The organism is Mesorhizobium escarrei (assembly GCF_935825525.1).
Classification (GTDB): domain Bacteria; phylum Pseudomonadota; class Alphaproteobacteria; order Rhizobiales; family Rhizobiaceae; genus Mesorhizobium; species Mesorhizobium escarrei.
On sequence record NZ_CAKXZT010000168.1, the window covers coordinates 361,195 to 387,749 of the forward strand.

The 26,555-nt window shown below is 62.3% G+C and carries 24 protein-coding genes; 9 read left to right on the forward strand and 15 right to left on the reverse strand.

What is annotated here, in order from left to right; genetic code table 11:
• Window positions 1-147 precede the first annotated feature (147 nt).
• The 7 genes from NMG80_RS32665 to NMG80_RS32695 form a co-directional block, all read right to left on the reverse strand.
• Entirely contained in the window at window positions 148-2,277 is a 2,130-nt protein-coding gene (locus tag NMG80_RS32665) for an ASKHA domain-containing protein (RefSeq protein WP_254021929.1), read from the reverse strand.
• Window positions 2,228-3,202, reverse strand: coding sequence for a methyltetrahydrofolate cobalamin methyltransferase (locus NMG80_RS32670; RefSeq protein WP_254021930.1), 975 nt, complete (start codon window positions 3,200-3,202; stop codon window positions 2,228-2,230). The genes NMG80_RS32665 and NMG80_RS32670 overlap by 50 nt, the downstream gene beginning before the upstream one ends.
• 79 nt (window positions 3,203-3,281) lie before the next feature.
• Window positions 3,282-4,373, reverse strand: coding sequence for a methylenetetrahydrofolate reductase (locus tag NMG80_RS32675; protein WP_254021931.1), 1,092 nt, complete (start codon window positions 4,371-4,373; stop codon window positions 3,282-3,284).
• Window positions 4,370-4,969 (reverse strand): methylenetetrahydrofolate reductase C-terminal domain-containing protein, encoded by a 600-nt coding sequence (locus NMG80_RS32680; protein ID WP_254021932.1) that lies wholly within the window; start codon window positions 4,967-4,969, stop codon window positions 4,370-4,372. Before NMG80_RS32680 ends, NMG80_RS32675 begins: the two co-directional genes overlap by 4 nt.
• On the reverse strand, window positions 4,962-5,264 hold the full coding sequence (locus NMG80_RS32685) for a virulence factor (RefSeq protein ID WP_254021933.1): 303 nt from the start codon (window positions 5,262-5,264) through the stop codon (window positions 4,962-4,964). Before NMG80_RS32685 ends, NMG80_RS32680 begins: the two co-directional genes overlap by 8 nt.
• A gap of 241 nt (window positions 5,265-5,505) precedes the next feature.
• Window positions 5,506-6,417, reverse strand: coding sequence for a fatty acid desaturase (locus NMG80_RS32690; RefSeq protein WP_254021934.1), 912 nt, complete (start codon window positions 6,415-6,417; stop codon window positions 5,506-5,508).
• A gap of 337 nt (window positions 6,418-6,754) precedes the next feature.
• A complete protein-coding gene (locus tag NMG80_RS32695) occupies window positions 6,755-7,327 on the reverse strand; it encodes a DUF4893 domain-containing protein (protein WP_254021935.1) in 573 nt (190 codons plus the stop codon).
• Window positions 7,328-7,450: 123 nt separating this feature from the next.
• On the opposite strand from NMG80_RS32695, the gene NMG80_RS32700 reads away from it, so the two are divergent.
• Window positions 7,451-8,374: an NAD-dependent epimerase/dehydratase family protein gene (locus NMG80_RS32700; RefSeq protein WP_254021936.1), complete on the forward strand. Its 924-nt coding sequence runs from the start codon at window positions 7,451-7,453 to the stop codon at window positions 8,372-8,374.
• A gap of 7 nt (window positions 8,375-8,381) precedes the next feature.
• Here NMG80_RS32700 and NMG80_RS32705 read toward each other — a convergent pair whose 3' ends face one another.
• Window positions 8,382-9,011, reverse strand: a complete 630-nt coding sequence (locus NMG80_RS32705; protein ID WP_254021937.1) for a DUF1638 domain-containing protein — start codon at window positions 9,009-9,011, stop codon at window positions 8,382-8,384.
• 63 nt (window positions 9,012-9,074) lie between these two features.
• Here NMG80_RS32705 and NMG80_RS32710 point away from each other — a divergent pair, with 63 nt between their 5' ends.
• On the forward strand, window positions 9,075-9,215 hold the full coding sequence (locus NMG80_RS32710) for an EncA/B family entericidin (RefSeq protein ID WP_254021938.1): 141 nt from the start codon (window positions 9,075-9,077) through the stop codon (window positions 9,213-9,215).
• A gap of 260 nt (window positions 9,216-9,475) precedes the next feature.
• The gene (locus tag NMG80_RS32715) at window positions 9,476-9,682 is read left to right on the forward strand and encodes a hypothetical protein (protein ID WP_254021939.1); all 207 of its coding nucleotides are present in this window, start codon (window positions 9,476-9,478) and stop codon (window positions 9,680-9,682) included.
• A 201-nt stretch (window positions 9,683-9,883) separates the two neighbouring features.
• Here the strand turns inward: NMG80_RS32715 and NMG80_RS32720 are convergent, their stop codons facing one another.
• Entirely contained in the window at window positions 9,884-10,582 is a 699-nt protein-coding gene (locus tag NMG80_RS32720) for a corrinoid protein (RefSeq protein WP_095494578.1), read from the reverse strand.
• Window positions 10,583-10,852: 270 nt separating this feature from the next.
• Here NMG80_RS32720 and NMG80_RS32725 point away from each other — a divergent pair, with 270 nt between their 5' ends.
• The 4 genes from NMG80_RS32725 (at window position 10,853) to NMG80_RS32740 (ending at window position 16,014) form a co-directional block, all read left to right on the forward strand.
• Window positions 10,853-12,427, forward strand: coding sequence for a trimethylamine methyltransferase family protein (locus tag NMG80_RS32725; RefSeq protein ID WP_254021940.1), 1,575 nt, complete (start codon window positions 10,853-10,855; stop codon window positions 12,425-12,427).
• Between the two features lie 107 nt (window positions 12,428-12,534).
• On the forward strand, window positions 12,535-13,206 hold the full coding sequence (locus NMG80_RS32730) for a hypothetical protein (protein ID WP_254021941.1): 672 nt from the start codon (window positions 12,535-12,537) through the stop codon (window positions 13,204-13,206).
• Between the two features lie 151 nt (window positions 13,207-13,357).
• Entirely contained in the window at window positions 13,358-13,918 is a 561-nt protein-coding gene (locus tag NMG80_RS32735) for an RNA polymerase sigma factor (protein ID WP_254021942.1), read from the forward strand.
• Between the two features lie 2 nt (window positions 13,919-13,920).
• Window positions 13,921-16,014 carry a VWA domain-containing protein gene (locus NMG80_RS32740; RefSeq protein ID WP_254021943.1) on the forward strand — a complete coding sequence of 698 codons (2,094 nt, stop codon included), beginning with the start codon at window positions 13,921-13,923 and terminating at the stop codon, window positions 16,012-16,014.
• Between the two features lie 150 nt (window positions 16,015-16,164).
• Here NMG80_RS32740 and bmt read toward each other — a convergent pair whose 3' ends face one another.
• Together bmt and NMG80_RS32750 are read right to left on the reverse strand one after the other, a co-directional pair.
• The gene (gene bmt / locus NMG80_RS32745) at window positions 16,165-17,181 is read right to left on the reverse strand and encodes a betaine--homocysteine S-methyltransferase (RefSeq protein WP_254021944.1); all 1,017 of its coding nucleotides are present in this window, start codon (window positions 17,179-17,181) and stop codon (window positions 16,165-16,167) included.
• 181 nt (window positions 17,182-17,362) lie between these two features.
• Window positions 17,363-18,205 carry a helix-turn-helix domain-containing protein gene (locus NMG80_RS32750; protein ID WP_254021945.1) on the reverse strand — a complete coding sequence of 281 codons (843 nt, stop codon included), beginning with the start codon at window positions 18,203-18,205 and terminating at the stop codon, window positions 17,363-17,365.
• A gap of 228 nt (window positions 18,206-18,433) precedes the next feature.
• Between NMG80_RS32750 and NMG80_RS32755 the strand changes: the two genes are divergently transcribed.
• Entirely contained in the window at window positions 18,434-19,444 is a 1,011-nt protein-coding gene (locus NMG80_RS32755; RefSeq protein WP_254021946.1) for a fatty acid desaturase, read from the forward strand.
• 83 nt (window positions 19,445-19,527) lie between these two features.
• A complete protein-coding gene (locus tag NMG80_RS32760) occupies window positions 19,528-20,328 on the forward strand; it encodes a phosphate/phosphite/phosphonate ABC transporter substrate-binding protein (protein WP_254021947.1) in 801 nt (266 codons plus the stop codon).
• 7 nt (window positions 20,329-20,335) lie between these two features.
• On the opposite strand, the gene NMG80_RS32765 is transcribed toward NMG80_RS32760, so the two are convergent.
• From NMG80_RS32765 to NMG80_RS32780, 4 genes are all read right to left on the reverse strand, one after another.
• Window positions 20,336-21,655: a M24 family metallopeptidase gene (locus tag NMG80_RS32765; RefSeq protein ID WP_254021986.1), complete on the reverse strand. Its 1,320-nt coding sequence runs from the start codon at window positions 21,653-21,655 to the stop codon at window positions 20,336-20,338.
• Window positions 21,656-21,680: 25 nt separating this feature from the next.
• Window positions 21,681-23,393 carry an ArnT family glycosyltransferase gene (locus NMG80_RS32770; RefSeq protein ID WP_254021948.1) on the reverse strand — a complete coding sequence of 571 codons (1,713 nt, stop codon included), beginning with the start codon at window positions 23,391-23,393 and terminating at the stop codon, window positions 21,681-21,683.
• Window positions 23,394-23,456: 63 nt separating this feature from the next.
• Complete coding sequence (locus NMG80_RS32775; RefSeq protein ID WP_254021949.1) at window positions 23,457-26,042, reverse strand: GcvT family protein; 2,586 nt, start codon at window positions 26,040-26,042, stop codon at window positions 23,457-23,459.
• A complete protein-coding gene (locus NMG80_RS32780; protein WP_254021950.1) occupies window positions 26,039-26,521 on the reverse strand; it encodes an endonuclease domain-containing protein in 483 nt (160 codons plus the stop codon). The genes NMG80_RS32775 and NMG80_RS32780 overlap by 4 nt, the downstream gene beginning before the upstream one ends.
• Window positions 26,522-26,555: the final 34 nt, after the last annotated feature.

Sequence of the window (26,555 nt, forward strand, 5' to 3'; positions counted from 1 at the left end):
GCCTGCCGTTCGATGCCGGTTAAATGCGCCGCGCGTGTATCTGGTGGATTTCACGAAAAACAGCGCCTTGTTTCAGTTTGGGCTGATCCGGAAACATTTGCATGCAAACGAGAATGAGGGCGAAGTGCAGCTTTTTAGCAGTGGGGGCTACCCCCGGCCGCGCCGGGCGGCGTGGCCCTCGCGCGAACGACGCCGCGGGGCGGCATCGCCGGCAATGCCGTCCTCGGTGACGGTCTTGCGCGGTGGCAGTTTCACCGCCGCCGATAGTTTCGGGAACGGGTCGACCTTGTTCGGCAGCGCCATGGCGTAGACGAAGTGCTCCTGGAATTTTGGCTCCAGCGCCGTCTCGATCTTCTCAATCCGGCTCACCGTTTCCTCGATCTCGCGGCGATAACCGCGATTGAGCAGCGCCATGCGTGCACCGGCGCCGGCGGCGTTGCCGACGGCCGAGACCTTGTCGAGATCGCAGTCGGGGATCAGTCCCAGCACCATGGCGTATTTCGGATCGATAAACGAGCCGAAGGCGCCGGCGAAGTGGATGCGATCGACATGATCGGTGTGCTGCTTTTCCATCAACAGCTTGGTGCCGGCATAGAGTGCGGCTTTGGCGAGCTGGATGGCGCGCACGTCGGTCTGGGTGATGGTGATCCTCGGCTCGCCTTCCTTCAGCACGTAGGAGAAGGTGCGGCCAATGGCTGTGACGCGCGGCGAGCGGGCGGAGAGCCCACCATCGACGACGCCGTCCTCGGAGATAATGCCGGCCAAGTACATCTCGGCGACCACTTCGATGATGCCGGAGCCGCAGATACCGGTGACCCCGGTCGCCTGCACGCTGTCGAGGAAGCCGGGCTCGTCGGACCACAGTTCCGAGCCGATGACGCGGTATTTCGGCTCCAGCGTGTCGGGATCGATGCGGACGCGCTCGATGGCGCCGGGCGCGGCGCGCTGGCCGCCGGAGATTTCCGCGCCCTCAAAGGCCGGACCGGTGGGCGAGGAGGCCGCCACGACCCGCTGGCGATTGCCGAGCACGATCTCGGCGTTGGTGCCGACGTCGACGATCAGCATCATCTCGTCCTGGCGGTGTGGGCCTTCCGACAGCGTCACCGCCGCCGCGTCGGCGCCGACGTGGCCGGCGATGCAGGGCAGCATGTAGAGCCTGGCACCCTGGTTGAGCTTGAGGCCGATGTCCGACGCCTTGATGTGCACGGCGCCCGAGACGGCCAGCGCGAAAGGTGCGCCGCCGAGTTCGGTCGGGTCGATGCCGAGGAACAGATGGTGCATGATCGGATTGCCGACGAAGACGGAATCCAGGATGTCGTTGCGCTGGACGCTGCCTTCCGCGCAAACCTTGTCGACAAGACCCGAGATCGCCTCGCGCACCGCGACCGTCATGCCTTCGCGACCGTCCGGGTTCATCATCACATAGGAAACGCGGCTCATCAGATCCTCGCCGAAGCGGATCTGCGGGTTCGACGTGCCCGACGAGGCGGCGACGCGGCCCGACAGCAGCGACACCAGATGCATGGCGATGGTGGTCGAGCCGATATCGCAGGCAAGCCCGTAGGCCTCGTTCTTGAGGCCGGGCCACAACGAGATGACCCGCGCGGTCTCGCTTTCGGCATCCTTGTGGATGGCGGCGGTCGCGGTCCAGTTGCCATTGCGCAAGATGCCTTGCACCTGCGGCAGCAGATGGAAATCGAAATCGAGGCTCTTGAGCCCCCAGTCCTTCATCAGCGCGATCTTCAGGCGATCGAGATCGCCTGATGGATTGTGCATGTCGGGCTCTTCGATCTCGACATAGCACATGTGGATTGCCGAATCGCGGGCAATGACCCTGGTGTCGGCGTCCTTGCGAATGGTCTGTGCGTTGATGACCGTATCCTGCGGCACGTCGACGACGAGATCGCCGAGGATCTGCGCCGAGCAGGACAGGCGGCGCCGTTCGGGAAGGCCGCGAACGCGTTCGTAGCGCTCCTCCTTGGCGCCCTTGGGCGAGATGTGGTCGTTGGAAGAGACGATCTTGTGTTTGGCGAAATTGCCTTCCTGCACCTCGACCTGGCAGCGCCCGCAAGTGGCGCGTCCGCCGCACACGCTCTCGACATAGACGCCGAGCTGGCGCGCGGCATCGAGCACCGGCGTGCCGACCGGAAACCGCCCGCGCTTGCCGGACGGCATGAACAGCACGAGCGGATCGGTGATGTTGGCAGGAGAGTTCACGATTGCGCGCTTATCCTCGAGCCATACGGGCTTCACGACCGCCGCGCCGGCGGCCGCCATTGCCGTTGCCTTCGCCCGGCGCATTGACTTGCGTGGGCGCCGCGACCGCCTGGCCGCCTTCGGCCGGCTTGTAGTCCTTGTAGGTCCTGATCCAGTTGGTGCAGTTCTCGTCGGTGCCGTTCAGCACGTTGGCGCCGCGCACAGCTTCCATCTCTTGCGGCCGTACCGGGTTCATGATCGCCGAGGTCATGCCGGCGCCGATCACCATCGGGATGAAGGCGGCATTGATGCCGTGGCGGTGCGGCAGGCCGAACGAGATGTTTGACAGGCCGCAGGTGGTGTTGACCTTGAGTTCTTCGCGCAGCCGGCGCAGCAGCGCAAAGACCTGGCGGCCAGCATCGCCCAGCGCGCCGATCGGCATGACCAGCGGGTCGACGACCACGTCATGCGCCGGAATGCCGAAATCGGCGCAGCGCTCGACGATCTTCTTGGCGACGGCAAAACGCACGTCCGGATCCATCGAAATGCCGGTCTCGTCGTTGGAGATGGCGACAACCGGAACATTGTATTTCTTGACCAGCGGCAGGATGGCTTCGAGCTTTTCTTCCTCACCGGTGACGGAATTGACCAGTGGACGGCCCTTGGCCACCCTGAGCGCCGCCTCGATCGCCGCGGTCACCGAACTGTCAATCGACAGCGGCAGGTCGACCAGGCCCTGCACGATCTCCAGCGTCTGCACCAGCAGCGCCGGCTCGGTGGCGTTGGGATCGACGGCGGTGACGCCGGCATTGACGTCGAGCATGGTCGCGCCGCAGGCGGCCTGTTCCAGCGCGTCTTTTATGACGGTGTCGAAATTGCCCGCGATCATCTCGGCCGCGAGCTTCTTGCGCCCGGTCGGATTGATGCGTTCACCGATGACGCAGAAGGGCTGGTCGAAGCCGATGATGATTTCTCGTGTCGCCGAGGCGACGATCGTCCGGGTCATGAAATCTCTCCCTCGTGATATAAAGACTTCCTTATATCGTTTCTGATTTCGATCAAGTGAATGGTGACCGGCCGCGCCGTCAATGCGCGGTCTTGACCATGTCGACCTGCGTTTCGGTGATCTCGTCATGCAATATGTGGTCGAGCCGGTCGGCGACGAGCTGGTCGTCGCGGCGGATTTCGCGCTTCCAGGGCTGGCGCCCCTTCAGCACGCCCGATTCATCCACGATCTCGGCGACATATTCCTCCTGGCGATAGGCCATCACGTGGACGCCGGAGACGCCGGGAATTTCTTTCACCTCGTTGATGATGTCGATGCAGAGCTGCTTGCCTTCCTCCTTCTGGTCCTGGGCGCCTTCCAGCCGCTTGACGATCGAATCGGGGATATGAATGCCTGGCACGTTGGAGCGGATCCATTTAGCGGTCTTGGCCGAGGCCAGCGGTCCGACGCCGCACAGGATGAAGCATTTTTCCGTGAAACCGAGATCGCGGACCTGCTGCATGTAGGTGCGGAACATCGGCACGTCGAAGCAGTACTGGCTCTGCACGAACTGCGCGCCGGCGGCGATTTTCTTGCCCAGCCGGTAGGGGCGGAAATCGATCGGCGGCGCGAAAGGGTTGATCGCCGCACCGAGGAAAAGCTGAGGCGGCGTCGTCAGCTTGCGGCCGGACAGGAACTTGCCGTTGTCGCGCATGATGCGGCAGGTTTCGAGCAGCGACATGCAGTCGAGATCGAATACCGGCTTGGCGCCTGGCTGGTCGCCGGCCTGCACGCCGTCGCCGGTCAGGCACAGCATGTTGGCGACGCCCATCGCCGCCCCGCCCAGCACGTCGCCCTGGATGGCGATGCGGTTCCTGTCGCGGCAGGCGATCTGCATGATCGGAGCGTAGCCCATGCGGGTCAGCAGCGCACAGATGCCGACCGAGGACATGTGGCAGTTGGCGCCCGAGGCATCGACGGCGTTGATGGCGTCGACCCAGCCGTCGAAGATTTTGGCGCGGTTGTAGACGTCTTCCGGGTCGGCGCTGTCGGGCGGGTTGAGCTCGGTGGTCACCGCGAACTCGCCGCGCCTCAGGACGCGCTCCAGCCGGCCGCGCGAGGTGTGGCCGGGCAGCGGGTCGAGCGGCAGATGGATGCCGGCCGGGTTCTCGTCGGGCTGGCGGCCGATCATGCCGGTGCCCCGGGGTTAGGAGCGTTGCGCGCGGTCTCGCGCGCGGCGGCGGCCTGTGCTGTCACCCGCAGCCAGGCCGAGGTTTCGCGCAGCGACTGGTCGACCGGCTTCTGCACGTCGAGGATCTTGTCGCCATGAACCATGTTTCGCGAACCTTCCCAGGCCTTGACCCAGACGCACGGCATATCAGGCTCGACCTCGCAATTGCCGTTGGCGCGCACACCGCCGCAAGGGCCATTGCGCAATTGCTTGGGGCAATTCATCGGGCACGACATGCCGGTAGAGGAAAGGATGCACTGGCCGCACATGCGGCAGTCGAACATAAAGCCCTTGACGCGTTTTTCGACGAATTTGATCGGACCTTCGACGCGGCCGTAACCGATGCGCTTCCACAGCGGATGGAGGAGCAAAAACGTGTCGGAGAACCTGGCGTAGAACCATTCGAGCAGTCGCGAGTGGCGGACAGACCACAGCCTGACCGCGAAGGAACGCTGCACGCGCCGCTGCGGCGACACGTCGGCCGGCTTGTAGTCGGATTTCGGCGCTGCCTTCTTGACCAGAGTGGCCTGGGTAATCGCCGGGGTCGTTTCAGACATCTTCTTTTCCGCCGGCCTTGACCAGAGCGACCAGCCGCTCGCGGTCGTATTTCGCGTCGATGTCCTGAAGGGCTTTTTCCGCCTCGGCTTCAAGATCGTCGCTGACCGGCACCGGGTCGGCCTTGCGCCATTCGGCCAGATAGTCGTCGGTGCCGCCGGCGCCGGTGCGCATCGCGGACATGTCGATCGCCTCGGTAAAGCGCAGCGGCAGTTCGCGCTTGGCGTTCTGCCGGCCTTTCCTAACGATGACCTGGGCGGGGATGTCGCGCCAGTAGACGACGATCAGATCGGCCATGAATTCCTACTCCCGTAGAGCGCCCTGCGTTCAATCGGATGGACAAAGGACGGTCTACCACTTTGACTCAGCTGCATCGTGCTTTCCGGAGATCGATCTTTGGGCCGATGCAGTGGTTCCGAGCATTGCCGGAAGCGCTGTTGGGCTGCTTGTTATGGGACGACGCGCGCGCATTCAAAAGCGACGCAATTGGAGGCCGCAAGGGAAAGATGAAAGTTTTCGGTATTTGGCTTGGTATGGATCAGCCGGCGCGACGATCGAAGCTGCCGACAAGCTTCCTCTGGAAGCGGACATAGCCTCGCTCGGTCGTGCGCAGATGTTCGGCGACAATCTGGTGGAAACGCGGCAGGCGGTGAAAGGGAACGGCCGGATAGGAATGGTGCTCGGAGTGGTAAGGCATGTTCCACGCCACGAAGCGCACCAGCCTTGTGGTAAAGGTGGTGCGGGTGTTTTCGAGCATGTTGGCGACATGCGGGCACAGCGCATGCTCGGCCAGCAGGTAGGCCCGCAAGAAGGGCTGGCCGATGAGCGCCGGCACGATCCAGACCCACAGCAGCAGCGCCGACTGTGCGGCCAACGACGCCGCCAACAGCATCGCATAGGCGAACAGGAACCAACGTGCTTCCAAAATCACCTTGTCGCGGCCCTTGTCCGGCACGAAGCCGTCGCGGTTGCGGCCGGCCGCGTTGACGACGATCACGCGCGCCATGCCGCTCCAATAGGGAATCCCGGAGAGATAGCGCAGGTACTGGGCTATGGTCTCCGGTTTCGGAGCCATCAGTTCGGGGTCGTTGTCCGGATCGTGCGTGTGGCGATGGTGCGCGAAATGAAAGTAACGGAACCATGCCGGCGGCAGCAGGATCAGGAAGCCGGTCACGCTGGCGATGGCGCGATTGAGCCACGGCTCCCTGAAGGCCGTTTCGTGGATTGTCTCGTGCAACAGCGTGAAGAAAAAGACGATCAGGATCCCCTGCGGCAGCATGAGAACCGGCCAGAACGGAATGCGGGCGGCGATCAGCGTACCCAGCACGACAACCAGCCCGCCGTGAACGGCGAGCCGGACAATGCCGGGCCTGTCCAGTTTGGCGGTGAGGTCCCGACGATCCTCGACCGAAAGGCTGGCGATGATGGTGCGGTGGTCGATTTCGCTCATAAGGGCCAAGCTTATCGCCGAGGCGCCGTCTGGTAAATCGGCGCTCGTTACCAGACGCCGGTTTTTACGCCGGTCCAGAGATAGAACCAGATCGTCGGATGGCACCATTGTTTGCAAGGCAGGCCGCGGCGCGGCGCCCGTAACGACATAGTGCTGGCGCGTGGGGTGCTAATGCATGTCGCGCAAAAGCATCCCCTCGGGCTTGAACCAAGGGTGCGCAGCGGTTTTGCGATAACGACATGCATGAAAACAAAGAAACCTAAAGCGCGTCGCATGAAGCCGCGACGCGCTTTAGACCGCCGGGTTAACCCTCATGATCGGTGACAGGACAGCGGGCTCAGCGCCTGAGCTCAAGGATGTCGAGCTTCGATTCGTAATAGGGGGCCGGGAACTCGATGCGCCATTCGTTGGCGCTGTTGCAAAAGGCATAGCCGATCTGGTCGCTTTGCCGGCCGCTGCCATAGGGTTTTGCAGGATCGTCATTGACGGAAAGGGAGCCGAGATAGATCGAGCGCTGTTCGCCGTCGTCGAAGAAACGCCCCTTAGTGCGCTGCGAACCGGTGAGTTTTTCCAGCATCCAGCCCGAACCATCGTCGCTCACCTTGCACTTGAACCAGCCATAGATGACGAGCGGGCTCAGCCCGCCGGCCTTGATGGTGCGGCACTGCCAGTTGCCGGTCAGGTCCTTGTCGGAAAACGAGACCAACGGCTTTGCCAGCAAGGCGTCGAGCCGCTTGACATCGGCGACGTCGCCAGCCCTGGCTTCGTCAAGGGCTGCCTTTCGCGTCGCGTCATATTTGTCGAGCCGCACCTTGTCGGCGGGCGTGATCAGCTTCTGCACCTCGCCATCGGCGAGCGCGGGAAGGGCGAAGCAGACAACGCCTGCGGCAATCAGGAGGCGAGCGATCATCGGTGCGTTTCCTGGTCGAAAGCTGGAACAGCCTGTTTTCTCGTTTGGCATACAACTTACCCGTTCGCGGTGGCCTGTCATCCGTGCTTAACAGCGGTCAGGTCAAAACTCGTGGTTTCACCGATGCGGATCTTGCTTACGGGGTCGTCAGGCTGGCTGGGCAGCGCGCTCGCGCCGCGCCTGCGGGCCCTTGGCCATGACGTCATCGGGCTGGATCCGGTCCCGTCGGCGCAAACGCAGATGATCGGCTCGGTCGCCGACCGTGATCTGGTGATGCGGACGGTCGAGGAAAACCGCATCGAGGCGATCGTCCACAGTGGCGCGCTGCACAAGCCTGACATCGAACACCAACGCAATGAGGATTTCATCGAGACGAATGTGCGCGGCACGCTCAACCTGCTCGACGCAGCGGTGGTATCAGGCGTTCAGCGCTTCGTCTTCACATCGACGACCTCGCTGATGATCTCGAAAGCCATACGCGCCGGCTTGACCGGCGGTGCGGGCAGGGCCGCCTGGCTGACGGAAGACGTGTCGCCCGAGCCGCGCAACATCTACGGCGTAACCAAGCTTTCGGCCGAGCATCTTTGCCGCCTCTATCACGTCCAGTCCGGACTGCCGGTGATCGTGCTGCGCACCGCCCGGTTCTTTCCCGAGGCAGACGACATGGCGCATGCGATCGAGCAGTCGGACGCCAACACCAAGGCCAATGAGCTGTTGTTCCGCCGGCTGACCGTGGAAGATGCCGCCGAGGCCCATGTCGCGGCGCTGGAGAAGGCGCCGCAACTGGGCTTCGATATCTTCATCGTCTCGGCGCCAACGCCGTTCCGGCCCAATGATTGCAAGGCATTGATCGCCGACGCCCCGTCAGTCGTGGCGCGTTATTTTCCGGAGTTCCCGGCGCTCTATGCGCGAAAAGGCTGGACGATGTTTTCCTCGATCGACCGTGTCTACGACGCCTCACGGGCGCGGGACAGGCTGGGCTTCGTCTGCAAGACGAGCTTTGCCGCTGTGCTCGCCGGGCTTGCAGCGGAAGAAGGAGCCGCCTGACGAACGGTCAGCCGTGTCCGGCGGCGCTGGCCAGCTCCGTCGTCAGATCGCCGTAGCCGGTCGAGCGGCGCTCATAGGCGAGGCCGAGCATTTTCGCGGCCTTCTCGGCGACCTTGTCGAGTTCCGGGTCGTCGGTCTGGGCGATATAGACCAGCTTCTGGTAATTTCCGAAATAGTCCTTGATCAGCTCCGGATGCCGATCGAGGCCGAGCGGCTTCATGAAGAAGGCGTCGAACTGCCGGCACAGGAAGTCGGTCATGTAGAACGACATCATGTCGTCGTCGGCGACCTTCGCATAGGCGTCCATGCCCTGGTAGAAGGCAAAGCAATGCGGCCCGGCCATGCGCTCGACGCCGTGCTTCTCGCAGACGCGGTCAAGCAGGCCGCCGGTGCCGCAATCGGCGTAGCCGACGAAGATGTTTCTGTAGCCGTCCGCCTTGGCCTTTTCGATCGCCTTGTCCATGGCCGGTGCGATGCGGTCCGGGTAGAAATGGAACTCCGCCGGCAGGCAGGTCAGGTCGAGATGGTCGAGCCCCAGCTGCTCCTTGACGGCCAGAACTTCGCGCGCAATCATTCCGCAGGCGATGACAAGCAGCCTGTCGCCTTGATCGGGTTGTAGTTTTCGTATGGCGCTCATGGAACCAGTTTAACCGATCTTCGTTGCTGTCGGGCGAATCTATTGTTGAGGGAGACACCACTCATGAAACTGTTACGCATCGCGCCGATCGCCATTATCGCTTGCGCCTTGGCTCTTTCAGCCTGCGCCAATACAGTTCGCGGCGTCGGCAGGGACGTCAAATCGACCGCAAACGCAGTTGAGGACACGGTCGAGAATCCCTGATCCGCAGTTTCACCAAAGCGCGTCGCGATCAACATAGTTCAAGCGAGGCACGTAAATCCTTGTAACATCTCGGAACAACAAAGCCGCGCTGCAAGGCGCGGCTCGGTTTATTGTGCATGCCGATTCGCCGAGATTAGGTCGAAGCGCGGACGTTCGTCAGGGCGGGTGCACCTGGGGCAGGCACGAAAAGTTGACTTCTCGAATGCGGGGCATGCCGGTAACCTTTCCCTGTACCTCAACAACGAAGACAGGAGCATAGGATGAAGACCGCTCTCCTAGTTGTCGCCGTTCTGGGCCTTTCGGTGTCCGGCGCCGCAGCGGAATGTGTTGGCCACAACAAAACGACGGCTTCCGTAGATCAGCAAACCAAAGCTGCAAGCGTAGATCAGCAAACCAAAGTCGCAAGCGTCGCGAATACAACCGCCGACACGCCGATCCTGAAGGAAGAGGCAAAAGAGTCAGAATAGGCGCTTCTACCCGCCTAAACGCTCCGAGCCAGGCCTGCCGTGCTCAACGTCCCGTTCAAAGATTCCATCGGGTATGTTCGTTACGCGGATCGCTGTTTCTTGTTTGTGTCTTGACAAGCCGGCGTTACGAGCCGCATCGGCCTGCATCATAGCATAAGTACGGGCTTCCGTACTTATGCTCCTGTTCTTCTCCCCGTCAGCTCAGGCCGATGCGCGGACGTTGTGCTTGCGCTTCATGAAGTCCTTGGCGGTCTCGACTGCCACGGCTGCGTCGCGGCAATAGGCGTCGGCGCCGACGGCTTTGCCGAATTCCTCGTTGAGCGGGGCGCCGCCGACCAGCACGACGTAGTCGTCGCGGATGCCCTTTTCCTTCATCGTGTCGATGACCACCTTCATGTAGGGCATGGTCGTCGTCAGCAGCGCCGACATGCCGATGATGTCAGGCTGATGCTGTTCGATGGCGTCGAGATATTTTTCCACCGCATTGTTGATGCCGAGGTCGATGACGTCGAAGCCGGCGCCCTCCATCATCATGCCGACAAGGTTCTTGCCGATGTCGTGGATGTCGCCCTTGACGGTGCCGATCACCATCTTGCCCTGCTTCGGCGCGCCGGTGGCGACAAGCAGCGGACGCAGGATGAACATGCCCGCCTTCATCGCGTTGGCCGACAACAGCACTTCCGGCACGAACAGGATGCCGTCGCGAAAATCCTCGCCGACGATGCGCATGCCTTCGACCAGTGCCTCGGTCAGCACCTTGTAAGGCGCCCAGCCACGCTCGAGAAGGATGTTGGTGCCTTCCTCGATCTCTTCCTTCAGCCCGTCATAAAGGTCGTCGTGCATCTGCTGCACGAGTTCGTCGTCGGAAAGCTCGGAAAGGATGATCTCGTCGTCGGCCATTTTTAATCCAGCTCCTTGCCGCACAGATGCAATTGCGGGGCCTCAAATATCACGTCAATACCTAACCCGCTACAGGCTTGCATCCATAGCTGATTTGCGACTTCCCGCAAAAGGAAAGCGACTGCAAATCTATTGGAATTCTTGTCGATTTTGCGACAGGCGTTGGCGCTGGCGGGCCGTTTCGAATAGGGTGCATGACTACGATCCGGCCACAAGCCGCGATATGCGGCCGTAATAATTGCGCCAGAACAAGGTCAGGGAAGAACGATCATGAGTGAGAACGCGCCGGTCGACCAGGAAGCGTCAAACGCGCGGCGCGGACGCGCCGCCAGTGGTGGTGCCGCTGCCCGACGGGCGGCGCGCTCGGGTGGCGGCCCCGGCACCCAGCTCACCTACATCAAGCGCAAGATCAACGTCTATGAGGTGCTGGACGAGGAAGGGCTGGCGCTGATCGAGAAGAACACCGACACGGTGCTCGAAGAGATCGGCATCATCTTTCGCGACGACGCCGAGGCGCTGCAATTGTGGAAAGTGGCCGGCGCCGACGTCAAGGGCGAGCGCGTGCATTTCCCGAAGGGGCTCTGCCGCTCACTTTTGAAAACCGCGCCGTCCGTCTATACCCAGCATGCCCGCAATGCCGAACGTTCGGTGCAGATCGGCGGCAACGCCACCGTCTTCGCACCGGTCTACGGCCCGCCCTTCGTGCGCGACCTCGACCGCGTCAGGCGCTATGCGACGATCGAGGATTTCCAGAATTTCGTGAAGCTCGCCTATATGGCGCCGTCGATCCACCATTCGGGCGGCACGGTGTGCGAGCCGGTCGACGTGCCGGTCAATAAGCGCCATCTCGACATGATCTACAGCCACATCAAATATTCGGACAAGCCGTTCATGGGTTCGGTCACCGCGCCGGAGCGCGCCGAAGATACGGTGGCGATGGCCAAGATCGTGTTCGGCGACGATTTCGTCGAGAACAACACGGTGCTGACCAGCCTGATCAACGCCAATTCGCCGATGGTGTTCGACGAGACCATGCTGGGGGCGCTGAAAGTCTATTCGCGCCACAACCAGGCCTGTATCGTCACGCCGTTCATCCTCGCCGGCGCGATGAGCCCGGTGACGGTCGCTGGCACGCTGACCCAGGTTCTGGCCGAAGTGCTGGCTGGCGCGTCGTTCACGCAGCTGATCCGGCCGGGCGCACCGGTGCTGTTCGGCACCTTCGCCTCGTCGATCTCGATGCAGTCGGGCGCGCCGACCTTCGGCACGCCGGAGCCGTCACTGGTTTCCTATGGAGCGGCGCAGCTCGCACGCCGGCTTGGCCTGCCGTTCCGCACCGGCGGCTCGCTCTGCGCTTCGAAAATCCCGGACGCGCAGGCGGCCTATGAGAGCGCCAACACGCTGAACTCGACGATCCTCGCCGGCACCAATTTCGTGCTGCATTCGGCCGGCTGGCTCGAGGGCGGGCTCGCCTCTTGCTACGAAAAGTTCATGATGGACATCGACCAGCTCGGCATGACGCAGAAGTTCTCCGAAGGCGTCGACCTGTCGGAGAACGGCCAGGCGATGGATGCCATCCGCCAGGTCGGCCCGGGCAGCCACTATCTCGGCTGTGACCACACCCAGGCCAATTTCCAGACCGCCTTCTACCGTTCCAGCATCGCCGACAACAATTCCTACGAGCAGTGGCTGGCCGAAGGCGAAAAGACCGCACCGCAGCGCGCCAACGAACTCGCCCGCCGCTGGCTGGAAAGCTACGAGGCGCCGCATCTCGATCAGGGCATCGACGATGGGCTGAAGGACTTCATCGCCAGCAAGAAGGCGTCGATGGCCGACGCCTTCACCTGAAAGGAGCCCGAGTCAGGCGGGGCTAAAGTCGCCAACATCATCCACAAGGAAGTCTGGCGGAGCGCCTTCTCCGAGCCGGACAGGAAGGGGTGACTCCTGCGCCCAGCATGGTCGAAGATATAGCGAAGGCGCTTTCCGCCCATGGCCTCATCCTGCGCGGCGGCTTCAATTTTGCAGGCGATGAGGAAACACCCTCCGGTCTTTCCGGCGCTGCCGCCAGATCCGTGCTGTTGGTGGGACAGGCGGGCGTCGCCCCATGGGCGCATTTCCTGCGCTGGCGGGAAGCCCAATCGCAAACTATTGCCGATCCGCTCGATGCCTGGTCGCGCGAAGTGATCGGCGCAGTGGCGGAGAAATTCGGGGCGCGCGCCGCTTCGCCCTCCGACAGACCGTATCTGCCGTTCCAGCAATGGGCGATGCGGGCGGAGGGCTTGCGGCCGTCGCCGCTTGGCATCCTCATGCATCCGCAATACGGGCTCTGGCACGCCTATCGCGGTGCGCTGCTGTTCGAGGACGAGATTGCGCTTGGGGAAACTCGCGACGTGATTCACCTTTGCGATGCATGTGTCGACAAACCTTGCCTGAAATCCTGTCCGGTCGACGCCTATTCTGCGGATGGTTTCGCGCACGAAACCTGTCTGGCGCATGTGCGTGGGCAAAACGGCGCGCCGTGCCGAACCGGTGGTTGTCTCGACCGCAACGCCTGTCCCTACGGCGCGGCCTATCGCTATCCGCCACAGGTTCAGGCCTTCCACATGGCCGCTTTCGCGGGTCTGTAGCACCGCCGAATGCCGCACGGATTTGCATGAGGCTGCCTCATTGCGACTTGCCCTGTTGGCTTGCGCGACCGTGGTCGTCGTCTGCCGGCCGACAAAAATTTCTTTCCATTGCCCAAGGAATCGCCACTAGCCTTCGTCCAATAGGCAAATGATGGCGCTGATGCTGGATGAAAGCGAAGCCTCCGACGCCGAGCTGATCGGTCGTGCGCAGGGCGGAGACAGGGGGGCTTTCGGCAAATTGCTCGAAAGGCACTATGACTTCGTCTATCGCGCCGCCTATCGCTGGTGCGGGAAAAAGGCCGACGCCGAGGATATCGCCCAGGAAGTCTGCGTCCGGCTCGGCCGGGCGATCCGCGATTATCATGGCAGCGGCGCCTTCACCACCTGGCTCTACACCATGACGCTGAATGCGGCACGCGACATGATGCGCAAGACCGTCCGCGAGGCGATCAAGACCGAAGCCTACGGGGCTTACGAGCTGATCTCGGGAAAAGCCCCGGCCGAGCCCGAAGATCCAGCCGAGGCGCTTTGGGCGGCGGTGCGGATGCTGCCGGACAAGCAGCGCGACGCGGTGCTGCTCGTTTATGGCGAAGGGCTGAGCCACGCACTCGCTGCCGAGGCGATGGGCATCTCGGAGACGACGGTTTCCTGGCACATCCATGAAGCGAAGAAACGGTTGAAGGCGCTCATGCTTTCAGCCGGGGAAGTGTGATCATGGTCGACGACAACGAACTCAACAGGCTGCGCGACATCGCAGCACCGGCACCCGGCACCGACGCGAAGGCGCGCGCCTTCGAGGCCGCCCTGCGGGCTTACGACATGGACGAAAAAACTTCACCTGCCGCCCAAGGATCGGCGAAAGGGCTTCGTCTCACAGAGCGAGCACAAAAGCTCTGGAGCGAAATCATGCAAAAGAAACTCTTCGCCACCCCGGCCATTGCCGGGCTCGTCGCCCTGCCGATCGCCGGTTACGCCACCATCTATATGCTGCAGGAGCAGCCGTTCCTTTCCGTGGGGGACGAGAAGATCACCGAAACGCTGGCCGATAAACCGCTGGCTAAAGATCCGGCCACGGTGAGGCCGCTCACTGTGGCCGAGGCCGACAAGCGGAAGAAAGCCGATGCCGACGCCGAAAACCGCATCGCAGCCGAGGCGCTTCCCCCGGCATCGCCGGAGCCACAATCGGCGGCCGGCGGCCTGGCAAGGCAGGGTGCGCCGACCGGCAATGTGCCCGCGCCGGCGGCGAGCGGCGAGTTCGCACAGGACGGCGGCGCCAGCGCCCCAGCGGTCAAGGGGATGGCCGGCACAACAGCCGAATCCAAACTGATGGTACAACCGCCTGCCGCTATGCCGGCCGACCAGGTGCCGCTGCCGGAACAAAACCGCGACCGCATCGAGGATTTTAGGACCAATCCGGTGCGTGCCGCGCTCGAAGACCCGGTGTCGACCTTCTCGATCGATGTCGATACTGCCTCCTATTCCTTCGTGCGGCGTTCGCTCAGGGAAGGTGTCGTGCCGCAGGCCGACACGGTCCGCGTCGAGGAGATGATCAACTACTTCCCCTATGACTGGAAAGGACCGGACGTTGCCTCGACGCCGTTCAACTCCACCGTCGGCGTCATGCCGACGCCGTGGAACGAGCACACCAGGCTGATGCATGTCGCCATCAAGGGTTTCGACGCGAAGCCGGCCGAGCAGCCCAAGGCCAATCTGGTCTTCCTGATCGACGTGTCGGGGTCGATGAACGAGCAGGACAAGTTGCCGCTCCTGCAGTCCGCATTCCGGCTTCTGGTCAACAAATTGAAGCCCGACGACACGGTTTCGATCGTCACCTATGCGGGCGATGCCGGCACTGTCCTGGAGCCGACGAAGGTTTCGGAGAAGGACAAGATCCTCAATGCCATCGACACGTTGGCGCCCGGCGGCAGCACGGCCGGCGAGGCGGGTATCAGGCAAGCCTATCGGCTGGCGCAGAAATCCTTTGTCAACGACGGGATCAATCGGGTGATGCTCGCCACGGACGGCGACTTCAATGTCGGTCAGACCGACGACGACGATCTGAAGCGATTGATCGAGAAGGAGCGTAAGACCGGGGTGTTCCTGTCGGTGTTCGGTTTCGGTCGCGGCAATCTGAACGATCAGATGATGCAGACCATCGCCCAGAACGGCAACGGCACCGCCGCCTATATCGATACTTTGGCCGAGGCGGAGAAGGTGCTGGTCGAGGATGCGTCCTCGACGCTGTTCACCATCGCCAAGGACGTGAAGATCCAGGTCGAGTTCAACCCGCAAAAAGTCTCGGAATACCGGCTGATCGGCTACGAGACCCGCGCCTTGAACCGTGAGGATTTCAACAACGACCGCGTCGATGCCGGCGAGATCGGCTCCGGCCATTCGGTCACCGCGATCTACGAGATCACGCCGAAAGGCAGCGGCGGCGAGAAGATCGATCCGCTGCGCTACGGCCAGGGTTCGGTGAATAATGGCGGCGTCGCCAATGCCGACGAATATGCGTTCGTGAAGATCCGCTACAAGTTACCAAATGAGGATGCCTCGAAGCTGATCACCACGCCGGTGACATCAGCCAACGAAGTTGCTGATTTCGACCAGGCCAGCACCGACCAGCGCTTCTCCGTTGCGGTCGCGGCTTTTGGCCAGAAGCTGCGCGACGAGGATGCGACCGCCAAGTTCGGCTACGACAAGATCATGGAGATTGCCACTGCCGCCCGGGGAGCCGACTCGTTTGGCTACCGGTCCGAATTCCTCTCGCTGGTGCGCCTTGCCTCGGCGCTCGGCGGTAACCGGTAATGGTGATGACGGCCGGTTTCCTTAGATAGAATCGTTCTGATACGGGAAAACCGACACACGGGCGGGTGAGACAGGCCGGCGAGGAAAACCTCGCCGGCCTTTTCATCATTTGCAATTTCGATATCGATCGTGACGAGTAGCCGAAAAGCGTCAGGCGCGGCTGCGCCGGCGCTCGCGGCGGGCTTCGCTGGTCTCAACGGTGTTGACCGTCGCCTGCTTGTTGCGCATCGGGCCAATGCGCTCGACGATTTTCTCGACGGTCGGGCGATCCGATTTGGTGTGCGCATCGAGCGCCTTGCGCATGGCGGCCAGGTGGGCGAACGAGGTGCCGCAGCAGCCGCCGACGATCTTGGCGCCGGCATCGACGGCCAGCCTGACATAGTCGGCCATCAGCTCGGGCGTGCCGGAATAATGGATTTCGGCGCCGCGAAATTCGGGAATGCCGCAATTGCCCTTGACGATCACCGTCGCCTCCGGCTTCGCCTCGGTCATGTCGAGCAGCGAGGCGAGTATGTCGGAGGCGCCGACGCCGCAATTGGCGCCGACGCCGAGTGGCGCCTGCGGCAGTCCATCGGCAACGCCGTGGATGTCCTTCGGCAACAGCCCCATCATGGTGCGGCCGGCGGTGTCGAAGGAGCCGGTATAGGTATAGGGCAGGCCGACGCGGATCGCCGCTTCGGCGGCGGCGCGGATTTCGTCCGGCGCCGACATGGTCTCGATCCAGGCGACTTCGGCGCCGCCGGCCTTCAGGCCCTCGATCTGTTCGGCAAAGGCCTCGACCGCCTCGTCATAGGTCATGGCGCCGAGCGGCACCAGCAACTCGCCGGTCGGGCCGACCGAGCCGGCGACGACGATCTTGCGGCCGGCTTTATCGGCGACAGCGCGGCCGATCTCGGCGGCGCGCCGGTTCAGCGCATGCACGCGGTCTTGCGCATGGTGCAGCTTCAGCCGGTGGCGGGTGCCGCCGAAGGAATTGGTCAGGATGATGTCGGCGCCGGCATCGACGAAGTTCTGGTGCAGACTGGTGATGATGTCCGGCGCCGTCTCGTTCAGCAACTCTGGAGCCTCGCCGGCCTCAAGCCCCATGGCGAACAGATTGGTGCCTGTGGCGCCATCGGCAAGCAGAACGCCCTTTTCGGCAAGCAAAGCGTCAATTGGATTGGTCATTGGAAATTACGCCTTCCGGGATTCCAAGCAGACTTCGCTCGGCCGCTACGTCTGCTTAGGTTTTTGTATTGCCGCAGGTTCTCGTCGCAAACCGCGAGGCACTTTTGCGGAACCTGCTGGTCGAGATAAGGATATAAAGAAATCTTTATATGGCGTCAATGTCGGCGCGGTAAACAAGCCGTCAAAATTGCATTTCCGCCAGCCTTTGCGTGAAGCTGGCCGCCTCATGCGCATTGATATCGGCGGCGCGGATCAGATTGTCGAAATGGCTGGTCAGCGTGCGGACCGGCTGGGTTGCGTTCAGCACCAGATACATGTCGCCGACATAGATGGCAGCACGATAAGGCCCGAAGATGGTGAAGGGGATCGAATAACGCATCCGTCCGTCATAGAGAAACAGGCGGAAGGTGGGATAAAGGTCGTCGAGCAGCGTCGCCATGTGAAGAAGCTGCTGGTGGCGGTCGGCCTCAGGGAAACGGTCCCAGACGCCCAGGCCGCGCGCAAAGATCTCCAGCGTGTGGCGGGGCATGCAGACTTCCATGTCGGTTTCCGGCCGCCGGTTGTAGTCGATGCGGTACTGCGTCTCGCCGGCCTGCGCCTCGCGGCTCTTGTTGGCGATGCCCGCCTCGTAGTCGATGAGCGCTTCGGTGCGCAGAAGGTCGGGAATGCCGGCCGGCACGTAACGGATTTTCGTCCCCGCGGCCTCGGCATGCCATTTGGCCAGCAGCGTGCGGTCGAAGCCGTCAGGCGCTTCCTCGATCTCCAGGCTTTCGCGGATTTCACCGGTGACGCCTTCGTCCTGGCTGAGGCCGAGCAGCCAGTCGAGCGACACTTTGAATTCAGCGGCGATGTTGAGCAGCGTTTCGGCGCGGGGAAGGCGTGTCGAGGCGCCGGACAGCAACTGCGAAAGCGCCGAGCGGTCGATGCCCACCGCAGTCGCGAAGGCGGACTGGTTCAGATCGGATCGTGTCAGGAGCATTTTCAGGCGCTCCCGAAAGACCGTCGATAGGTCGCGTTTGTCCATATCGTCATTCCGGCCATTAGGAGGAAAAAAATCCGCCGAATCCGCCAACGCGGCACTTTGGGCGTAAATGAATCCTCCAGGTTGTTTACAATAGATAACACATGCGGCTGAAAATGCGCAATCGCAACATTTTGTGCGCTTTGTCGCGTTGCAGCATCACGATGCTCCTGACACAATACTGTCAGGAATCAAAACGGTTCCGGCGACTGGAAGGGCAGTGGTCGATCCATGACAAGCAGGAATAACAGACGACGCAATGCACCGGCCATCGAATGGCCGACCGTCTTCCTCGCGTTTTTCTGTTACGGCACCTGGCTCGCAGCTGGCCTGTTCCTGTGGCCGTCCTATCCGCTGCTGGCGCTCGTCGTTCTGGCCCTGATGGCGGCGCTGCAATCCTCGCTGGCGCACGAAGTGCTGCACGGCCATCCGACCCGCAATGCGCAGCTCAACGAAGCTTTCGTCTTTCTGCCGATTGGTCTCGTCTGGCCATTCCGTCGGTTCAAGACCATCCATCTGCGCCATCACGCCGACGAACGGCTGACCGATCCGCTTGACGATCCTGAAAGCTACTACAAGGCGCTGTGGCGCCATGACGAATTGCCGCCGGCGATGAAGTTCCTGCTGAAGATCAACAACACCATGATCGGCCGGCTCATTCTCGGCCCGTGGCTGTCATGCATCGGTTTTTTCATCGACGATGCCAGGCAGGTGCTCGCCGGCGACAAGGTGATCCGCAAGGCATGGCTGCTGCACGCCATCGGCCTCGCCGTGGTGCTGCCGGTCGTGCAGTTCGGCTTCGGCATCCCGCTATGGCTCTACATCCTGGTGCCGGTGTGGCTCGGCCAGTCGCTGATCTCGATCCGCACCTTCGCCGAGCATCAATGGTCGGAGCATCCGGAAGGCCGTACGGTGATCGTCGAGCGTTCGCCGCTGTCTTTCCTGTTCCTCAACAACAATCTGCATTTCGTCCATCACAAGAGCCCGACGGTGGCCTGGTACCGGCTGCCGAAGCTGTTTGCCGAGCGCCGTGACGAGTGGCTGCGGATGAACAATGGCTATGCCTATCCGAACTATTTCGCGCTGCTCAGGGCATATGCCTTCAAGGCGAAGGAGCCGATCGTCCACCCGGTGCTGCGGCGCACGCCGGAACCGGGCCGGGCGTTCAAGCCACGCGTCAGGGCGCGCAGCCTCAATGGGCTTGGCAGCGCGCCGGTGCCGGCCGAGCCGCCGAAAGAATGAATTTTTGGGCATCGCCGGCGGCGATGCCCAGGTGCGCGTCAATGGCCTTGTCAATTTCTCAGCGTAACGATCAAAGTCCCGGCATGAGCGATTTCATTGCCGCCTTGCCGATGTATGACTGGCCTGAAGAGAAGAACGAGGTCGATGCCCAATGGGCGCGGCTGCGTGATGCCTTGCGGCAAAAAGGCATCGACGCGCCGCAAACCGTCGCTCGCGTCAATGCCGATCTGCGGCCTGTCGAAGGCGGCATCCGCGACGCCGCCGGAAAGGTGATTGCGCCCGATCCGGCGACGCTGCCGCCCGACGAACTGGATTTTCACGGACTCTGGCTGCATCCGGCGCTGCTGTTCGCACAGGCCTGCTGGGGTCCGCTGGAACTCGGCCTATTGGAACATGTCCAGGTGATCAGCCAGCCGCGCTACGACGCATTCGAAGGCGGGCAGGGTGAACTCTATTCGAGCGCGCTCGTGATGCGTGCAGGTGAAGCGCCAACGGTTGCCTCACCGTCCGATGGCGGCCGCCTCATTCCGCTCGATGTCCTGCGTGGCAAGCATTTTACCTTCAACAGCCTCGATTCCATGTCGGGCATTATCGCGCTAACGCGTGACTTGGAGGCGCTGGGCGAAAGCCTGGACATCTTCTCTGAGCGCAGCGAAAGCGGTGGCCACCGCGCCTCGATCGTCGCTATTGCCGAGGGCAAGGCCGATGTCGCGGCCATCGACTGCCAGAGCTGGGCCAAGGCGCGGCGCTTCGAGCCGGCAGCGGAAGCGGTCACGGTCGTCGGCTGGACAAGGCGGCGCAAGGGCCTGCCGTTCATCACCGCCAGGACGACACCGGAAAAGATCGTGGTGGCGCTGCGCGAGGCGGTCGCGGCGACCGCATAAAAAACAATCAGCCGCCGAGCAGCCGCTCGTCGAGCGGATAGGTCGAAAGCTGCTCGTTGCCGGTTTCGGTGATCAGGATCTGCTCTTCGATCTTGACGCCCTCGCGTCCGCCAAGCCGGCCGATATAGCTCTCGACGCAAAGCACCATGCCCGACACAAGCACGCCGTCGGGGGTGTCTTCGGTCCAGTCGACCGCATGCGGCAGCGTCGGGTATTCGTCGGCCAGGCCGACGCCGTGATAGAGCACGCCGTAACGCGTCGGGAAACAATCTCCGGGCGGCACCGCCGAGTGTTCGACAAGATCGCGGAACGATGTGCCCGGCTGCATCAGGGCGATGTTGTGGGCGATCTGGTCGGCGGCGATGCGAAACAGCTCGCGTTGCTCGTTGGACGGCTCGGTGTCGCCGCAGAGCCAGGTGCGCGACAGGTCGGCGCAGAAACCGTAAGGGCCGATCAGATCAGTATCGAAAGCGACGAGATCGCCGGCTTCGATCGTTCGCGACGAACATTCCTGAAACCAGGGATTGGTGCGCGGGCCAGAGGTCAAGAGCCGGGTTTCGACCCATTCGCCGCCACGCGCGATGTTGCCGCGGTGGAGTTCGGCCCACAATTCGTTTTCGGAAATTCCTGGCCTTAATGCTGCTTCCATCTCGCCCATCGCCGCCTGGCAAGCGATGATCGAGCGGCGCATGGCCAGGATTTCGTCGGTCGATTTGATCAGACGCGCGTTTTCCATCAGCGCTTCGCCATTGCCGATCGAGATGCCGAGGCGGGCGAGTTCTTCGACGCCCTCGGGATTGATGCGATCGACGGCGATGCGGCTGACACCGCCGCCATGCTCCTTAACCAGATCGGCGATCCCGGCGGCCCAGCGGCGGACCTTTTGCTCGGTCAGTTCGCCGCTGTAGAGATAGATCCACGACACTGCCGGCCGAACCTCGTCGACGACGCCGGAGTGGTCGGAAAGGTGCTCGCAGGAAAAATAGTCGAACAGCACCACCGGACCTTCGGTGGCAACGAAACAATGCCTTGTCGGATTATGCGCGACCCAGAGCTGCATATTGGTCGCGTCGGTCGCATAGCGGATGTTGATCGGATCGTAGAGCAAGGCTCCCGCATAGCCGCGGCGCTTCAACTCGGTGCGGATGCGGTCGAGCCGGTAGTGGCGCATGGCGGGCAGGTCGGGAGCAGCAATGCCGGCGGCGTGCCACTCGGCTTCCGCCAGTGCGCCGTAGCCAAGCACATGCTGGTTGAGCTCAGCGGCCTTCTGCCGCGACTTCAGGCGCAACGCATCGATTGAGCCTGCTTCGCCCGGCTCGAACGGCATGATCTTGCGATGACGAGGAGGCCGATCAGCCGGGTTCCTGTCCACCCTCGGCTCCTTTGCTGACGCCTTCGCCGGGTGCTGTGGCTTTTTCCGCAGCCGTTCTCTTCAATCTTACATACGCGCCGGGCCGGGCGGACGTGTCGGTGCCAGGCAGTAGCGGAACCATGATTTGCTTTGGTTGGCCATCCGGCTCATAGCCGGCTTTTTTTAGCTGCTCCACAATGACCGGCCGCGGATCGTCGCGGTCGAGCCAGACGAGTACGGCCGGATCTTGCAGCAGCCTTTCGAAATTTGGCACTTCCTGATTAAGCGCGACCAATTTTTCGCCGACCAGCCGCAGATTGCCGACCCATGCACCGTCGGATATTGCGGTTTTCACCGGCCCGTCAGCACTCAGCTCGCGATACAAGGCCGGGTAATCCACCCTGATCATCCGCGAGAGACCACTGGTCCCGTTTATCTGGAAATACCAGGTGGCGGGCGCGAGCAGAACGGCGATAATCGCTCCGGCCGCGATCACCAGCTGCTGGGCGTCCCTGCCGCGCGGTGCGAGCCGTTCCATATAGGCGGCCATCGCCAGCGGCAAGACGACCATGACCGGCACCAGCCAACGGGCCTTGACCTCGGTCACGCCGGTGGCCAGCACGAGTATCGCCAGCATGGCCAAGCCGATCGCCAAGGTACGCCACAAGAGAACTTCCCTGGCCGGAGCCTTGGGTTGACGATCGGAGAAACGGAATCCCGTCAGCGCGAAAGCCAGCGCGTAAACGAGCACCGGCAAGACAGCGAAATTGAAAATCCCCATGATAAACTTGCCGGCGCCGGTGGCCGCGGCCACCATGCGACCCTGCTGTAGGTCTATTCCGAACTTCTCGCCTCTCGCCAGCAAATCGGCAGGATGCATCAGGCTCCAATATGCGGTTGGCGCCAGCACCAGTATCGCGACGGCAACGCTGATTGCGAATTTCGGATCGAGGATCGCGCCGCGCAACTCGCGCAGCGACAGCACCGCCGCAACAAGGGCTACCACCAGGAATAAATCGTTGTATTTGGCAAGAATTGCCGCAGCAATTGCCAAGCCGAACACCGCGTAGGCGATCATGGTTCGCCGCTCTATCAGATAAGCCATCGCCAGCAGCAGCAGCGCGCAGAAGCCGACAACGGCGACCGAATGCGACAAGGCCCGCTGCGATTCCCAGGCGATTTGCGGGATTGTGAAAAGTCCGAGCATGGCTGCCGCTGCCGTCGCTTTCGTGTAGCCGAACCGCCGCATGGCGGCGAACACACTGCAGGCGGCGAGGAACAGCACTGAGTATTTGACGAGCTTCAGCGTAAAAATGCTGGTGCCGAAAATTTGCGCGGCCAGCCAGTTGATCCATGTGTAGAGAGGCGGCTGCGAGCCGCCATAACCAGCCCAAAGATATGGCAGATAAATCAGTTGCTCCGCGTCATCGATGCCGACGCCGGTTCCTGCCCAACTGGCCAGAACGGACAATATGACGGTTTGCAAGGCCAAATAGGTTGCGACCATAACGATCGCCGCCGGGAAGGGGCCGATCCTGCCCTCGGCAAGCCATACGGCCCATTTCATCGAATATCTCAACGCGTTCTCATCGCCGGTGCCGGTTGCCGCCGGCTCCGCTAGCATGAAGACCATGCCCCGCGCAACGTCGCCTGATCGCTGCCGGAGCGGCGGGCTTGAAGTCGTGGCCGCCACCCTGTCTTGTTGTCTGGACATCGGATTTCCCGAAATCGGTCACACCCGGGTCATGCTCGGGGTCAGGCCGACGCGTCCGGCGCTTTAGGTCCGCATCTTCTCGCCGCTCGGGTCGAAAGGCGGCTCGACATTGATGCGAGCCGGTCGTCGGCTTCCGAGGATTTCGATCTCGAATAGTCCGGCGCTCTCGTCCCCGGCCAAGGCAGCCGGCACATAGCCTTGCGCCATCGATTTCTTGATATAATGGGCATAGCCGCCGGAGGTGACCCAGCCGACCACGCGCCAGTCACCGTCGACGATGCCACGCACGGCCGAAGCGCCTTCCGCGGCCCTGGAGCCGCGCACTTCCTTGCCGTCCGCGTCGAAACGCGGCGCGCCATAGCCATGCGGCTTTTCCACCGTGCCGTAGTCCTTGTCGCCGACCTTGGCCCAGATTGGTTCGTCGCCCATCACATCGGCATCCGCGGCATCGACGATGAAGGAGACTCGGCGCAGTTTTGGTCCTTCCGCCTGCTCCCTGGCTGCCGCTTCGCGTCCGATGAAGTCGTTCTTCTCCAGCTTGACGAAGCGGTCCATCGCCCCTTCGAACGGCCCGTAGATCGGGCGCAGCTCGCGGAACCAGGTCGGAAAATTCTTCTCCAGGCGCATCGAGAGCAGGGCGCGCATGCCGAAATCGACGAGGCCGAACTCTTCGCCCGCCTCCCTGATCGCCTTGTAGACGAGACGCTGGTAGGCCGGCGCCATCCAGATCTCGTAACCGAGATCGCCGGTATAGGTAATGCGGTTGACCATGCAGGGCGCGCCGCCGACCGCCATCTCGCGAAAATCCATGAAGCGGAAGGCCTTGGTCGAGATGTCGACATCAACCAGTGTCTGCAGCAGGTCGCGTGACTTCGGCCCGGCAATCGACAAGCCGACCAGCGTCTGGTCGAAGCGGTGGATGCGGACCTGCGACGCCCTTGGACCATCCTTCGGCAGGTGCTTCTCGAACCAGCGCATATGATATTTTTGCGCCGCCGACGAGCTCCAGATCATGAAGCGCTCTTCGCCCGCCTTGGCGATGGTGAAATCGCCGATCAGCCTGCCGAACTCGTTCAGCATCGGCGTCAGCACGATGCGGCCGGTCTTCGGCATGCGGTTGGTCATCAGCCGGTTGAGGAAATCTTCCGCTCCCGGCCCTGAAACTTCGTATTTGGCGAAATTGGCGATCTCGGTGACGCCGACCTTCTCGCGGGTGGCGCGCACTTCCTCGCCGATCGGCCCGAAATCGTTGGAGCGATGGAAGGAAACGATGTCCTTCGGCTCGGTGCCTTTCGGGGCGAACCAGAGCGGGGTTTCGAGGCCCCAGCTATCGCCCATGACGGCGTTGTTGGCCAGCATCGTATCATAGAGTGGCGTCGTTTGCGCCGGGCGCGCCGCAGGCAGTTCCTCGTTGGGAAAGCGGATGGAAAAACGGCGCGAATAATTTTCGCGCACCTTGGCGTTGGTGTAGCGCAGCGTCGCCCATTCGCCGAAACGCGCGACGTCCATGCCCCAGACGTCGAAGCCGGGATCGCCATGGACCATCCAGTTCGACAGCGCCAACCCGACGCCGCCGCCCTGCGAGAAACCGGCCATGACGGCGCAGGCGCACCAGAAATTGGTCAGGCCCTGCACCGGGCCGACCAGCGGATTGCCGTCGAGCGCGAAGGTGAAGGGACCGTTGATGATCTGCTTGATGCCGGCCTTCTCGATGCCGGGAAAATGCTTGAAGCCGATTTCCAGCGACGGCGCGATGCGGTCGATGTCGGGCTGCAGCAGCTCATGGCCGAAATCCCACGGCGTGTTGACCGGAGACCACGGCTTGCAGGCTTTTTCATAAGTGCCGAGCAGGATGCCGTTGCGTTCCTGGCGGGTGTAGATCTCGCCCTTGAAGTCCATAACGCCGATCATCTCGCGGCCGGTCGACTTGTTGAATTCCTCGACCTCCGGCATCGGCTCGGTCAAAAGATACATATGCTCCATCGCCAGCAGCGGCAGCTCGACGCCGACCATACGGCCGATCTCGCGCGCCCACAGGCCGCCGCAGTTGACGACATGATCGGCCTTGACCGTGCCTTGCTCGGTAACGACGTTCCAGGTGCCGTCGACCTCCTGCGTCAGCTCGACGACGCGGTTGCGCAGCACGATTTCGGCGCCGAGCTTCCTGGCGGCCTTGGCGTAGGCGTGGGTGGTGCCGGAAGGATCGAGATGGCCTTCGACCGGATCCCACATGGCGCCGACGAAATTCGTCTCGTCCATCAGCGGGAACATCGCCTTGGCCTCTGACGGCGTGATCAGCTCGGTGTCCATGCCGAGATAGCGGCCTTTGGCGTGGGCAAGGCGCAGGAAGTCCATGCGCTCCGGCGTGTCGGCCATCATCACGCCGCCGGTCAGGTGCAGCGAGCAGGACTGGCCGGAAAGCTCTTCGATCTCCCTGTAGAGCTGCACCGTGTAGGCCTGCAGCTTGGCGACATTGGGATCGCCATTGAGCGTATGGAAGCCGCCCGCCGCATGCCAGGACGAACCGGAGGTGAGCTCCGAACGCTCGATCAGCATGATGTCGGTCCAGCCGGCCTTGGCCAGATGGTAAAGCACCGAGCAGCCGACCACACCGCCACCGATGACAACCGCTTTTGCATGAGATTTCATGAAGATAGTTCCGTTTTTGAAGAGATTGAATCGAGTGCGCGGGGCGTGAGAACGAAGCGGAGGTCGGATACAGCGATGTTTTCGGCCAGCCTGCCATCAAGCGCGGCAAGGATGGTTTCACAGACCGAAGTACGATGTTTCAGGACGTCATGGTTCCAAAGACGCAGAACCGAATAGCCTTGGGCGCGCATGAAATCGTCGCGGCGGCGGTCACATGAACTGCCGGCGTGTTGGTGTCCATCAACTTCAACGACAAGCCATTTCTCGCGGCACGCGAAGTCTGCAAAAAAGGGGCCGATGGAAAACTGACGCGTAAAGCGATAGCTGCCAAGCTTGCGCGCCTTTAGTTCAAACCAAAGCAATGCTTCCGCCTGATTGCCTGCTTGCCTGAGTTTTCGTGGTCGCTGGGTTGTACCTATGCGGCGACTGCGTGTCTGGGGAATGGCGTCCCCCACTCCGTCGCTGCTTCGCAGCGCCACCTCTCCCCCCTCCGGAGGGAGAGGAAGGGCGCCG

Excerpts from the sequence above, each read along its gene's own strand:
- NMG80_RS32700 (WP_254021936.1), top strand. The coding sequence starts at position 7,451 with ATGCGGATCTTGCTTACGGGGTCGTCAGGCTGGCTGGGCAGCGCGCTC.
- NMG80_RS32695 (WP_254021935.1), bottom strand. The coding sequence starts at position 7,327 with ATGATCGCTCGCCTCCTGATTGCCGCAGGCGTTGTCTGCTTCGCCCTT.
- NMG80_RS32750 (WP_254021945.1), bottom strand. The coding sequence starts at position 18,205 with ATGGACAAACGCGACCTATCGACGGTCTTTCGGGAGCGCCTGAAAATG.
- NMG80_RS32680 (WP_254021932.1), bottom strand. The coding sequence starts at position 4,969 with ATGTCTGAAACGACCCCGGCGATTACCCAGGCCACTCTGGTCAAGAAG.
- NMG80_RS32765 (WP_254021986.1), bottom strand. The coding sequence starts at position 21,655 with ATGCCGTTCGAGCCGGGCGAAGCAGGCTCAATCGATGCGTTGCGCCTG.
- NMG80_RS32690 (WP_254021934.1), bottom strand. The coding sequence starts at position 6,417 with ATGAGCGAAATCGACCACCGCACCATCATCGCCAGCCTTTCGGTCGAG.
- NMG80_RS32740 (WP_254021943.1), top strand. The coding sequence starts at position 13,921 with ATGGTCGACGACAACGAACTCAACAGGCTGCGCGACATCGCAGCACCG.
- NMG80_RS32725 (WP_254021940.1), top strand. The coding sequence starts at position 10,853 with ATGAGTGAGAACGCGCCGGTCGACCAGGAAGCGTCAAACGCGCGGCGC.
- NMG80_RS32730 (WP_254021941.1), top strand. The coding sequence starts at position 12,535 with ATGGTCGAAGATATAGCGAAGGCGCTTTCCGCCCATGGCCTCATCCTG.
- NMG80_RS32775 (WP_254021949.1), bottom strand. The coding sequence starts at position 26,042 with ATGAAATCTCATGCAAAAGCGGTTGTCATCGGTGGCGGTGTGGTCGGC.
- NMG80_RS32720 (WP_095494578.1), bottom strand. The coding sequence starts at position 10,582 with ATGGCCGACGACGAGATCATCCTTTCCGAGCTTTCCGACGACGAACTC.
- NMG80_RS32685 (WP_254021933.1), bottom strand. The coding sequence starts at position 5,264 with ATGGCCGATCTGATCGTCGTCTACTGGCGCGACATCCCCGCCCAGGTC.
- NMG80_RS32770 (WP_254021948.1), bottom strand. The coding sequence starts at position 23,393 with ATGTCCAGACAACAAGACAGGGTGGCGGCCACGACTTCAAGCCCGCCG.
- NMG80_RS32705 (WP_254021937.1), bottom strand. The coding sequence starts at position 9,011 with ATGAGCGCCATACGAAAACTACAACCCGATCAAGGCGACAGGCTGCTT.
- NMG80_RS32670 (WP_254021930.1), bottom strand. The coding sequence starts at position 3,202 with ATGACCCGGACGATCGTCGCCTCGGCGACACGAGAAATCATCATCGGC.
- NMG80_RS32735 (WP_254021942.1), top strand. The coding sequence starts at position 13,358 with ATGGCGCTGATGCTGGATGAAAGCGAAGCCTCCGACGCCGAGCTGATC.
- NMG80_RS32665 (WP_254021929.1), bottom strand. The coding sequence starts at position 2,277 with ATGGCGGCCGCCGGCGCGGCGGTCGTGAAGCCCGTATGGCTCGAGGAT.
- NMG80_RS32760 (WP_254021947.1), top strand. The coding sequence starts at position 19,528 with ATGAGCGATTTCATTGCCGCCTTGCCGATGTATGACTGGCCTGAAGAG.
- NMG80_RS32675 (WP_254021931.1), bottom strand. The coding sequence starts at position 4,373 with ATGATCGGCCGCCAGCCCGACGAGAACCCGGCCGGCATCCATCTGCCG.
- bmt (WP_254021944.1), bottom strand. The coding sequence starts at position 17,181 with ATGACCAATCCAATTGACGCTTTGCTTGCCGAAAAGGGCGTTCTGCTT.
- NMG80_RS32755 (WP_254021946.1), top strand. The coding sequence starts at position 18,434 with ATGACAAGCAGGAATAACAGACGACGCAATGCACCGGCCATCGAATGG.
- NMG80_RS32710 (WP_254021938.1), top strand. The coding sequence starts at position 9,075 with ATGAAACTGTTACGCATCGCGCCGATCGCCATTATCGCTTGCGCCTTG.
- NMG80_RS32715 (WP_254021939.1), top strand. The coding sequence starts at position 9,476 with ATGAAGACCGCTCTCCTAGTTGTCGCCGTTCTGGGCCTTTCGGTGTCC.